The organism is Nocardioides sp. Soil_C_8, assembly GCF_057656315.1.
In genome coordinates, this window is the sequence record NZ_JBDGKQ010000001.1 from 315,385 (window position 1) to 327,053 (window position 11,669).

The 11,669-nt window shown below is 72.8% G+C and carries 8 protein-coding genes; 2 read left to right on the forward strand and 6 right to left on the reverse strand.

Annotated features, from left to right (window positions below):
- Nucleotides 1–26: 26 nt before the first annotated feature.
- Together AC3A3L_RS01640 and AC3A3L_RS01645 are read left to right on the forward strand one after the other, a co-directional pair.
- A complete protein-coding gene (locus tag AC3A3L_RS01640) occupies nt 27–1,004 on the forward strand; it encodes a sensor histidine kinase (protein ID WP_487638289.1) in 978 nt (325 codons plus the stop codon).
- Nucleotides 1,001–1,645, forward strand: coding sequence for a response regulator (locus AC3A3L_RS01645; RefSeq protein ID WP_487638290.1), 645 nt, complete (start codon nt 1,001–1,003; stop codon nt 1,643–1,645). The genes AC3A3L_RS01640 and AC3A3L_RS01645 overlap by 4 nt, the downstream gene beginning before the upstream one ends.
- Here AC3A3L_RS01645 and AC3A3L_RS01650 read toward each other — a convergent pair.
- The 6 genes from AC3A3L_RS01650 to AC3A3L_RS01675 form a co-directional block, all read right to left on the reverse strand.
- Complete coding sequence (locus AC3A3L_RS01650) at nt 1,612–2,973, reverse strand: lanthionine synthetase LanC family protein (protein ID WP_487638291.1); 1,362 nt, start codon at nt 2,971–2,973, stop codon at nt 1,612–1,614. The genes AC3A3L_RS01645 and AC3A3L_RS01650 overlap by 34 nt on opposite strands.
- Before the next feature lie 16 nt (nt 2,974–2,989).
- On the reverse strand, nt 2,990–3,469 hold the full coding sequence (locus AC3A3L_RS01655; protein ID WP_487638292.1) for a group II truncated hemoglobin: 480 nt from the start codon (nt 3,467–3,469) through the stop codon (nt 2,990–2,992).
- A 116-nt stretch (nt 3,470–3,585) separates the two neighbouring features.
- Nucleotides 3,586–4,266, reverse strand: coding sequence for an SDR family oxidoreductase (locus AC3A3L_RS01660; RefSeq protein ID WP_487638293.1), 681 nt, complete (start codon nt 4,264–4,266; stop codon nt 3,586–3,588).
- Between the two features lie 2 nt (nt 4,267–4,268).
- The gene (locus AC3A3L_RS01665; protein ID WP_487638294.1) at nt 4,269–6,290 is read right to left on the reverse strand and encodes a hydantoinase B/oxoprolinase family protein; all 2,022 of its coding nucleotides are present in this window, start codon (nt 6,288–6,290) and stop codon (nt 4,269–4,271) included.
- Nucleotides 6,287–8,392, reverse strand: a complete 2,106-nt coding sequence (locus tag AC3A3L_RS01670; RefSeq protein WP_487638295.1) for a hydantoinase/oxoprolinase family protein — start codon at nt 8,390–8,392, stop codon at nt 6,287–6,289. The genes AC3A3L_RS01665 and AC3A3L_RS01670 overlap by 4 nt, the downstream gene beginning before the upstream one ends.
- 476 nt (nt 8,393–8,868) lie before the next feature.
- The gene (locus AC3A3L_RS01675) at nt 8,869–11,661 is read right to left on the reverse strand and encodes an AfsR/SARP family transcriptional regulator (protein WP_487638296.1); all 2,793 of its coding nucleotides are present in this window, start codon (nt 11,659–11,661) and stop codon (nt 8,869–8,871) included.
- Between the last annotated feature and the right edge of the window lie 8 nt (nt 11,662–11,669).

The following is an 11,669-nucleotide window of genomic DNA, read 5'->3' on the forward strand; positions in this document are numbered from 1 at the left end:
CATCTGGGGGATGGGAGGCTGGCCGCATGCGTCTGCCCGGCCACCTCCCGCTCTTCTGGACGATCTGCCTGATCAACGGAGTGGTGCTGGTGGCCGCGGCGCTGCTGCTGCTGTTCTCCCCCGCGCGGGTCTCCGCCGACGCCGTGCCGTCGGAGATCGTCGTCATCGCCGCCGGGCTCGTGGTGATGATCCTGACCAACGCGCTCCTGATCCGGTGGGCGCTGGCACCCCTCCACCGCCTGATCGCACGCCTCGAGGACATCGAGCACCTCGAGCCGACAGAGCTTCCCGAGGAGGGCTCCGGCCCGGTCCTCGGCATCGCGCGGAGCGTCAACGGCCTCCTGGACCGCCTCGCCGAGGAGCGCCGTACGGGCGACGCGCGCGCCCTCGCCGCTCAGGAGGCCGAGCGGCACCGGATCGCCCAGGAGCTCCACGACGAGGTCGGGCAGAGCCTGACGGTCGTCCTGCTCGGCCTCAAGCAGCTGGAGTCGCAGGCCCCGGCGGCGCTGGTGCCCGAGCTGGCGGCCGTGCGGGAGAGCGCCCGCGCCGGCCTCGACGACGTACGCCGGGTGGCGCGGCGGCTGCGCCCGGGCGTGCTGGAGGACCTCGGCCTGGCGAGCGCCCTGGCCGCCCTGGCGACCGAGTTCTCCGACCACAGCTCGGCGTCGGTGCGCCGGTCGTTCGCACCCGGTCTGCCGGCCCTGAGCCAGGAGGCCGAGGTGGTGGTCTACCGGGTGGCGCAGGAGGCGCTCACCAACGCCGCCCGGCACGCCGACGCGCGCGCCGTCGAGCTGTCGTTGCAGCGCCTCGGCGATCACGTCGTGCTGGAGGTCCGCGACGACGGCCGCGGGTTCACCGGCCTCACCGAGGGTTCGGGGCTGATGGGGATGCGGGAGCGCGCCGGCCTGGTCCGCGCCGAGCTCTCGGTGATCAGCCAGCCGCGCCACGGGACGACGGTGCGGCTCAAGGTGCCGGTCGACACGGTCGCGGAGGCGGGCGCGTGATCCGGATCCTGCTGGCCGACGACCACACGCTGGTGCGCCGCGGCGTACGCCTCATCCTCGAGCAGGAGGCCGACCTGTCCGTCGTCGCCGAGGCCGCCGACGGCGCCGAGGCCGTGGAGCGGGTGCGCGACACCGAGGTCGACCTGGTCGTGCTCGACATCGCGATGCCCCGGATGACCGGCCTGCAGGCGGCTGCGGAGATCGCCCAGCGCCGCAACCCGCCCAAGATCCTCATGCTGTCGATGCACGACAACGAGCAGTACTTCTTCGGCGCCCTCAAGGCCGGCGCGAGCGGCTACGTCCTCAAGTCCGTCGCCGACGAGGACCTGGTCGGCGCCTGCCGGGCGGCGATGCGCGGCGAGACCTTCCTCTACCCCGGCGCCGAGAGCACGCTCGTGCGCGACTACCTCGACCGGTTGCGCCGCGGCGAGCGGGTGCCGGCGTCGGTGCTCACCGCGCGCGAGGACCAGGTGATCAAGCTGATCGCCGAGGGCCGTTCCTCGCGCGAGATCGCGAAGGAGCTGCACATCGCGCTCAAGACCGTCGAGGGCCACCGCGCCAACATCCTCGGCAAGCTCGGGATGCGCGACCGGGTCGAGCTCACGCGCTACGCGATCCGGGCCGGGCTGATCGAGCCCTGAGGCCGATCGGACGGCAGGTCCCACCAGGTGTCGAGCCGCGCGACGGCAGGCGTCGTACGCCCCGCGCGGAGGACGCGGCCGAGTCGCATGAGGTACGCCGCGATGCCGGCGGCACCCTGCATCCAGCCGACCCCGGGGGGGAGGAGGGGGTCGTCGTTGCGGTGCTCGGTGAAGCGCCAGCAGGCGCGGTCGTCCTCCACGATCGCGCGGTCGACAAGCGCGTCGCCGAGCACCTGCGCGAAGACGAGATCGTCCTCGACCCCGAGCCGCTGCCAGGAGTCGAGGAACACCTCCCCGACGCCCGCGGTGCCGCAGCAGCGGCCGTCGTTGTCCCAGAAGCCCGGGTAGCGGCGCTCGGGGATGCCCGAGGTGCGGACCGTGCGCAGGCAGCGTCGGTGCCAACCGGCGCCGGTCTCCCCCGCGACCTCCTCGACGCCGGCGTGCTCGAGGGCGGCGAAGAGCAGCGAGGTGCCGGTCGGGCCGTGGCACCACGTGTAGGTCACCTCCTCGAGCCCCGGCGACGGCGGGATCGCTACGGGGACGAGGAAGCCGTCCCGGGTGGTGTCGGCGAGCGTCACCAGGTGCTCCGCCCCACGGCGCGCTGCCTCGACCAGGTCCTCTCGGCCGAGCTCGGCACCCGCGACGGCGAGCGCAGCGGCGACGCCGGCGACCCCGTGCGTCCAGTTGGGCATCTCACGTCGCCGCTCGGGCGGTACGTCGTCGGTGAACCGGGTCGGCACGAACGGCCAGTTGGTGCCGGCCGCGGTCGGCTCCCCCTCGGCGAGCAGGATGTCGGCGGCGCGATGGGCCAGCCCGGCGGCACCGGCGACACCGTGCCGGTGTGCCCAGACCGCACCGAGCAGCGGACCGGCGGTCCCGAGGGTGAGGTCGTTGATCCGCGTGTGCGGCGGGTACGCCGGTGCGCCCAGGTAGGGCTGCTCCCAGCCGTCGTCCGCCGCCAGCTCCTCGAGCCGGGCGATCGCGACGTCGCCGCCGTCGGCGCGCAGCGCGACCAGCACGCCGAGGTCGCTGACCACGCCGTCGAAGTAGGTGGCGAGCGGTTGCGACGGCAGGTTCGCCTGGACGCGGCCGACGATGCCGTCCGCGAGGCGCTGCTCCTCCTCGGTCCACGGTCGCGACTCGCGAATCTCGGCCAGCACGTACGCCAGGCCGCCGATGCCACTGTGCATGCCGTCGCGCTCGTCCGGCGGCCCGCCGTCGTGCGGGACGGACTCGGGGATCCAGGGCCCGTCGTCCCACCGCACCTGGTCGAGCACCCAGCGCCAGGCGGCCTCGCCCAGGTCGGCGTACGTGTCGTGCGGACCCATGCCGTGCTCCTCTCGTTCAGCCTTCATAGGGCGGCGCGACGCCCCACCCCCACCGCGGCGTGGGTGCGTGCTCGACCACCTTCGCCCCGGGCCGGGAGTTCTCCATCGCCAGCCTCGTGCCCCACTCGAGGTAGCCGATGATGGCCGCGCGGAACTCCGGGTCCGCCGGGAGGTCCGCGTCGTCGGCGGCGAGGCTCATGGTGGCGGCGAAGCGGTGGCGCTGCGCTGGGGTGATGTCGAGGCCGACGTGGTGGCGCAGCATCGATTCGTAGCCGCCGTGGCGCTCGGTGTAGGTCGTCGGTCCGCCGAGCACCTCGGCCCACCAGTCGGAAACGTGCTCCCTGTGCCGTTGCGAGACCCCACCGGGGAAGAAGCCGGCCAGGGCGTCGTCGGCCTCGACGCGGTCGTAGAAGGAGTCGATCATCCGGCGCAACGGGTCGAGGCCGCCCGCCCACTCGTACAGCGTCGGCAGCCCCGGTTCGTCCACTCCGCTCACAGGTCCATTGGACCCCAGTGGCAGGACAGCGTGGAAGATCCGCGTCACCTGGTGGCTCAGATCGTCCACGATGAGTCCGGAGTCCCCGGATATCCGGGGACTCCGACGAGCGCCGTTCAGGTGGCCGTACGCCCGAGCAGCGCCTTGAGCACGCGCGTGCCGACGGGCAGCCCGTGGTCGTCGTAGTAGCCGAACATCGCCGACAGCCACGGGTGCGTCCCCGGGTCCGGCACCTGCCGCACCGCCACCCCTGCCTCGGCGGCCAGCTCGCGGACCGTCGCGACGCGGGTGGCGAGCTCGTACGTCGCTCCCCCGTGGCCGGCCTCGGTCAGGACGACCGCCGCGGCACGACCGAGGTCCGCGAGGTCGAGGAAGCCGAACCGCACGTCCGGTGAGTAGGGCAGCTCGACGGGGCCGGTGAGGTCGAGGTTCTGCAGGTACGCGCCCGGCTGGAGGATCGTCCAGTCGAGCCCGCTGCGCCGGACCAGGTCCTCGCTCACGGCCTTGCCGACGTGGTGCGGCATCGCGGGGACGTAGGGCGAGGCCACCGAGTGGTAGACCACCCGCCCGACGCCGGCCGCCCCGAGCGCGGCCAGCACCGCGGCGACGTAGGACGGCTCGTCCGGGTGCAGGTTGGGCGCGATGACGTACGCCGCCTCGCACCCGGTGACCGCCGACGAGAGGTCCGGCCAGTCGGCGCGCCCGAGTGGGCGCGCCTCGACGCCGCGGTCGGCGAGAGCCGAGCAGACCGCGCGCCCGGTCTTCCCGTGACCCCCGAGGACGGCGACGCGTGCCACGCTCAGACCCGGTCGACCTCGGCGAACGCCGCGCCGTCGGCGAGCGAGGCGTAGCCCGGGCCGCGGTCGAAGAACGCGTCCTCGTCCCGGCTCCACGCCGCGCGCGAGGACCGCTCGTCCGCCGTGGCCGGGGCGTCGAAGCCCAGCGTCCCGTCGTCGGCGGAGCCGGTGAGCACGACGCCGTAGTCGCGCAGCGCGGCCTCGGCCGAGACCTTGCGCCAGACCACGTCGCGGACGACGGACTCCGGGTCGCGGGCCAGCGGGTCGCCCCAGCCGCCCCCACCCGTCGTCCGGATGCGCACGACCTGGCCGGCCTTGACCACCTCGGCGTCGGCGAGGGCGTCGACCTCGCGCTCGTCGGGGCCGCCGGGGTCGATGACGACCTGGAACGGCGAGCCGGCCTTGCCGCCGCGCACGCCCCAGCAGGCGAGGATCGAGCGGTCGGCGATGGACATGAAGTGCGCGTCCTTGAGCATCCGGATGTGCTTCTCATAGCCGAGGCCGCCGCGGTACTCCCCCGCGCCGCCGGAGTCCTGGGCCAGGCCGAGGCGCTCGACGATGAACGGGAAGCGGGACTCGGTGAACTCCGTCGGCAGGTTGCGGGAGTCGGGGACGACGTGGATGGTGTCCTCGCCGTCGGCGTAGTAGCGACCGCCGGATCCGCCGCCGAGCACCTCGCGCATGAGGTAGTCGTTGCCGTCGAGGTCCTTGCCGTAGACGCCGGTGTAGCGGATCGTCTCCTGGTCGGCCGGCATCTTGCCGTCGACGGCCTTGGCCACCACACCGGCGAGCACGCCGAGCAGCCGCAGGATCACGAACGTGCGGGCGTTGGTCGGGCCCGGGTGGATCGGCGTGAGCAGCGTGCCCTTCTCCGGGAAGCGCATCTCGATCAGGGGGACGATGCCCTCGTTGACGTCGAGCTCGGCCATCCGCTCCGGGGTGTCGGCCAGGTTGCGGAGGATCGGCGCGAGCCACTTCTTGAGGAAGTTGCCGCCGACGTAGTCGCCGCAGTGGTTGATCGGGCCCTTGGCCTGGGCACTGGTGCCCGTGAAGTCGATGATCAGCCGCGGTCCGGCCGGGCGGCCGTTCTCGGGATCGGCCGGGGCGTCGCTGACCTTGGTCAGGGTGATCCGCTGGGTGTGCAGCTGCGGCTCGTCGACGCCGTCGTGCTCGGCGTAGTCCTCCCAGACGTAGGTGCCGTCGGGGATCTTCGACAGGATCTCGCGACGGTAGGTCTCGGTGGTCGCGTCGAGGATGGCGTCGAACGACGCCTCGATCGCGTCGCGGCCGTAGCGCTCGAACAGCTCGCCGAGCCGGCGCGCGCCCATCAGGCAGGCCGAGCACTCGGCGTCGAGGTCCGCGGCGAGGCTGTCGGGCATCCGCGAGTTGCGGGTCATGATCCGCAGGGCCGACCTGTTGGGTACGCCGGCGTCCCACAGCTTGATCGGCGGGACGGCCAGCCCCTCCTCGTAGACGGTGGTCGCGTTGCTGGGCATGGAGCCCGGGACTGCGCCACCGATGTCGTCGTGGTGGCCGAAGGCCTGGACGAACGCGACGACCTCGCCGTCGTGGAAGACCGGCACGGTGACGCACAGGTCCGGCAGGTGGCCGATGCCGCCCTCGGACTCGTAGACGTCGTTGTGGAAGAAGACGTCGCCCTCGCGCATCTCCTCGATCGGGTAGTCGCGCACGATCGGGTGCACGAGCGCGCTGTAGGAGCGACCGGTGAGCTTGCGCAGCTGGCGGTCGTGGATGCCGGCGCGGAAGTCGTGGGCGTCGCGGATCATCGGCGAGCGGCTGGTGCGACCGATCGCGGTCTCCACCTCCATCTCGACGCTGGCGAGCGTGCCCTGCACGATCTCGACGAGGATCGGGTCGACGGTCGTGCCCTCGGCGGTCAGGCGGCCGCCGTGCTCGTAGGCCGTCGGCAGGCCGGCCGGGTTGACCGGCTTCGCGGTGACGTAGGCGGGGTCGACGGGGCGGCTGCTGACGTCGGTCGTCGAGGTGGGGATCGAGGTGGTCATCGGGCCGACTCCTTCCGGATCACGAGGTTGGCCCAGTCGTCGACCACGACCTCGAAGCCGGGGTGGACGGGGATGGTCGAGCCGAACTCCTCGACGATGGCCGGACCGCTGAACGTGTCGCCGGCGCCGAGGTCGCCGCGCCAGACGACCGGCGTGTCGACGTAGCCCTGCTCGGCGTCGAAGCAGACCTCGCGCCGGCCGCGGACGGCACGCTCCAGGACGTCGCCGTCGGCCTTGTCGAGCGTCTGGATCTCGGGACGGGTGATCGGGCCGATGCCCGTCACGCGCAGGTTGACCCACTCGACCTGCTGGTCGCGGTCGCCGCGGAAGTCGTAGCCGTAGAGCTGGTGGTGCTCGCGGTGGAACGTCTCGGCCACCTGCTCGACGTAGGCCTGGTCGACGACGCCCTCCGGTGCGGCCACGCGCACCTCGAAGGCCTGGCCGACGTAGCGCACGTCGACGGTGCGCTGGAAGCGGTGGTCCTGGGGCGCGAAGCCCTCCTTGGCGAGCGCCGCGCGGGCGCGGTCGGTGAGGTCGTCGAGGATCGACTGGACGGCCGCGTGGTCGAGCACCGACTCCTTGGCGACGTGGGTCTGGACGTAGTCGTTCTTCACGTCGACGGTCAGCAGGCCGAAGGCGCTGACGTTGCCCGGGTTGGGGGGTACGACGACGCCGGCGAGGTCGAGGATGTCCACGAGCCGGCAGGCCAGCAGCGAGCCGGAGCCGCCGAAGGTCGTCAGCATGAAGTCACGCACGTCGAGCCCGCGCTTGACGCTGACCTGCCGCAGCGCGTTGGCCTGGTTCCAGGCCGAGATCTCCAGGATGCCGGTGGCGCAGCGCTCGAAGTCGAGGCCGAGCTCGTCGGCGAGGTCGGCGATGCCCGCCCGAGCCGCCTCGACGTCGAGCGGGATCTCGCCGCCGAGCAGGTGGGGAGGGATCCGGCCGAGGGTGACGTGGGCGTCGGTGATGGTCGGCTGGGTGCCGCCCTTGGCGTAGCAGAGCGGGCCCGGGTCGGCGCCGGCCGAGTGCGGCCCGACCTTGAGCGTCCCCTCGGGCGACAGCCAGGCGATCGAGCCGCCACCGGCGCCGACGGTCACGACGTCGATCATCGGGATCTTGCTCGGGTAGGCGCCGACGGTGCCCTCGGTGGTGAGGGTCGGCTCTCCGTCGAGGACGACGGACACGTCGGTCGACGTACCGCCGCCGTCGCAGGTGAGGATCTTCGGGAAGCCGGCGACCTTCGCGATCAGGGCGGCGCCCAAGGCGCCGGCGGCGGGGCCGGACAGGACCGTGGTGATCGGCTGGTGCACGACCTCGTCGGCCGACAGCACGCCGCCGTTGGACTTCATGACGTAGAACGGGATGTCCTCATCTCCCGTCCTGGGCCCACCGGTGAAGGCGTGCAGGCGGTCGGAGATGTTGGTGACGTAGCGGCTGACGTTGGGCTTCACGGCCGCGTCGACGAGCGTGGTCATCGAGCGCTCGTACTCGCGGTACTCGCGCAGCACCTCGCTGGAGATGGAGACGACGGCGTCGGGGTGCTCGCGCCGCAGGATGTCGCGCATCCGCAGCTCGTGCTCGTCGTTGGCGTAGGCGTGCAGCAGGCAGACGCCGATCGTGGTGATGCCCTGGTCCCGGAACCACCGGGCGGCGGCGACGGCCCACTCCTCGTCGAAGGGACGGATCTCGGCGCCGGTGAAGTCGAGGCGGCCGCCGACCGTGCGCACCCGGTCGGCCGGGACGATGCGGTCGGGCTTGACCCAGAAGTAGGAGTTGCCGTAGCCGTCGGGCACGGACTGGCGGGCGATCTCGAGCATGAACTCGTAGCCCTCGGTGGTGATGAACCCGAGCGCCTCGACCTTGCCCTCGAGGAGCTTGTTGGTCGCGACGGTGGTGCCGTGCGAGACGGCGGTGATGTCGCCGCCCTCGGCACCGACGATGCCGAGGATCTTCTCGATGCCGGCGATGAAGCCGTCGGCCGGGTTGCCCGGGGTGCTGGGGGTCTTGGTGGTGACCAGCTCACCCGAGTCCTCGTCGAGGGCGACCACGTCGGTGAACGTGCCCCCGGTGTCGATGCCGATCCTGATCCGCCGTGCGCTCATGGGGACGATTCAACCGACTCGCCGGCACGAGCGGCCACGGCAGAGCTTGCCGACGGATCGCCATTTCCTCGGCAAGACCTGCCGTGCGTCGGATCGGACGGGTCGCGCGGGCGGAAACGGGAACCGACAGGCGAAGGGCCCTCGGCGGTATGAGCGCCAAGGGCCCTTCTGGTGAGGATCAGGTCGCCGTGGCGTCCAGCTCCTCGGTGGTGACCGGTCGAGGTGATGATCCCGGTCGATCGCTCTCTCCGTCGCGTCCCAGCCACCTCATCACCCGGTGCCTGCGACGGTCCCCGGCGTACCGGTTCGCGTCGTGCGGACTCGTCGTCCAGAGCCATCCCGCGTCCCGTGCGGGGCTGCGTAGGGGAAGTTCTATGCCCTGCGTCACACCCGCCGCAAGACCTCCGGGCGACCTATTTCACATACTCCGGGTTCCGGCGTGTCGTGCACAGCGCGACGCCGCTCATCCCCAGGAGTCAGCGGTTCTCCACATGTTCGTGCACAGGCAGGTGCTCCAGGTCGGCCGCCGGACCGCGCCGCGGGTCGTCGCCGTCGAGCACGCGTGCCAGCACCTGGTCGAGGGTGAGCCGGGCGCCTTCCGAGCGGAGGTCCTCGAACCGCTCGTCACCCAGGCTCTCCTGGAGGGCGGTCACGACCCGGTCGTGCTCGGGGACGTCGCCCGGGTGGCGTCGTGCGCCGAGCACGCGCAGCGCCTCGTCCCCCGCGCCGATGAGCACCGCGCCCAGCTCGGCGCGGCCCAGGGCGAGCTCGGGGCCGGCCAGCTGGGACACCGTCCACGCAGCCATCAACCTCCGCCCCTGCGACCAGCAGATCCGCAGCGCCTGGTGGGTGAGCCGGCGGGCCTCCTCGTGGTCGCCGCGGTGGTCGGCGAGGTAGCTGAGGTTGGACAGGAACACGCTGACGTACATCTCGTCGTGCAGGTCGCCGGAGATCTGCAGGCCCTCCTCGTAGGCCTCCCGGGCGAGCTCGTCCCGGCCGGCCACGCGGGTCAGCTCGCCGCGGATGTTGAGCACCTGCGCGACCAGGGCGGGACTGCCCACCCCACGCCCCAGCGCCAGCGCCTCGTCGTTCATCCGCATGGCGAGCTCGATCTGCTCGCCGTCCCCGATGTACGTCGCCGAGGTGACCGCGAGCCCGTAGGCCACCAGCCGGGTCTCGCCCAGCTCGCGGAACAGGCCGGTCGCCCGTTCCCAGTGCCCGCGTGCCTCGGGCCGGCTCGACGGGAACGCCATGAACCCGGCGGCCAGGTGGATCCGGGCCGAGACGTAGGGGTCGAGCTCGTGCTCCACCGCGAGCATCTCGTCGATCCACCGCAGGCCCTCGGCGTGGTGGCCCTCGAGGAACCAGTACGCCCCCAGCGCTGCGGTGATGCGCGCGGTGAGCGCGGTGTCGCCCGAGTGCGCCGCCCAGGCATGGGCAGCGCGCACCTCCTGGAGCATCTCGCTGATGTCGTCGAGCCAGCGATCGGTCGCGTCGGTCCAGCGTCGCTCGTAGAGGTCGTCGAGGTAGTGGGAGAAGTACGCCGCGTGGGCGGCCCGGGCGGCCTCCCGGTCCCCGTCCGCGAGCCGGGCGGCGTGGTCGCGGACGAGGGCCAGCATCCCGAAGCGCGGCTCGTTGCGGTAGCCCGTCGTACGACGGACGAGGCTGTGGTCGACCAGCACGCTGAGCGGGTCGAGCACGTCACCGTCCGCCCAGACGGCCTCGACCGCCTCCAGCGGCACGGCGCCGTGGAACACCGAGAACAACGCGAACAGCCGGCGCTCCGCCGGCCCGAGGAGCTGCAGGCTCCAGTCGATCGTCGCCGGGATCGTCTGCTGCCGGTCGGGGAGGTGGCGGCCCGATCCGGCCGGCGACCCGAGGCGGCCGGTGAGCCGCTCGCGCAGCAGCGGGGGCGACAGCGTCCGCAGGTGCCCGCCGGCGATCTCGATGGCCAGCGGCAGCCCGTCCACCGCGCGGCAGATCGCGGCGACGTCGTCGGCGTGCCGGGCGAGCTCGAAGTGGGGGTCGACGGCCGTGGCGACCTGGTCGAAGAGGGCGACGGCGTCGGCGAGGCCGCCGGTGCCGTCCTCGCTGCTGAGGGCCAGCGGGTGCACCTCGTGGACCCGCTCCCCCGCCAGGCGGAGCCGCGCCCGGCTGGTCACGAGCACGCGGATGTCCGCGGACCACTGGAGCATCCGGGCGACGAGGTCCGCGGCCTCGACGACGTGCTCGAAGTTGTCGAGGACCAGCAGCAGCGACTGGCGCTGCAGGGCCTCCTCCAGCATCTGGACGACGTTGGCGTTGTCGCCGGACCGGACGCCGAGCTCGCTGACGGTCAGCCCGGCCACCATGCTGGGGTCGGTGATCTTGGTGAGGTCGACGTAGCAGGTCCGCTGGGACGTCGCCTCGGCCCAGCCGTGCGCCACCTCGGCGGCGAGCCGGGTCTTGCCGACGCCGCCGATGCCGAGCAGGGTCACGAGGCGGTGGTCCTCCAGCAGGGAGAGGACCGCGGCCACGTCGCGGTCGCGTCCCACGGTGGGGGTCGCTGGTCGGGGCACGCGGCTCGCGCCGGAGCCGTGGACCGGGGCCGCCGGGTCGACCGGTGGCATCGCGCGTGCCCGCGCGTGCAACGCCCGCGCCGCCGGTCCCGGCTCGACGCCGAGCTCCTCGCGCCACAGGCGTGCCATCGCGTCGAGCTGGCGCAGTGCCCCGCTCCGGTTGCCGGACTCGACGTGCTGCTGGACGAGCCGCAGGTGTGCCTCCTCGTCGAGGGGCTCGGCGGCCACGAGCTCGGCCCACTGCCCGGCCGAGCGGAGCAGGTCGAGGTAGGAGACGCGCAGGCGCTCCCGCTCGGCGTCCGCCCACGGCTCGTAGAGGTCCTCCGGCAGCAGGTCGCCGCGGTAGAGGTCGATCGCCTCCGCGACCGACGCCGGGTCGCCCGAGACCCGGTCGAAGAGCTCGACGTCGACGACGACCTCCGCGTCCGGGAGCAGCGTGACGACGTCGCCGGCCAGGACGACCGCGGACGGGACGCCGACCGCCGTACGCGCGTAGTGGGCCGCCTTGTGCAACCGGGGTGCCGCCTGCTCGAGCAGGAGGTCGGGCCACAGCAGGTCGACCACCTGCTCGCGGGGCAGCTGGCGTCCGGGCCGGAGGGCGAGGAGCTTGACGAGCGTGGCCGCGCTGCGGCGGCTCCAGGCGTGCGCGGCGACGGCGCGGCCGTCGACGACGACCGCGAATCCTCCGAGGAGGTTGATGTCGACGTGCACCGCACCCT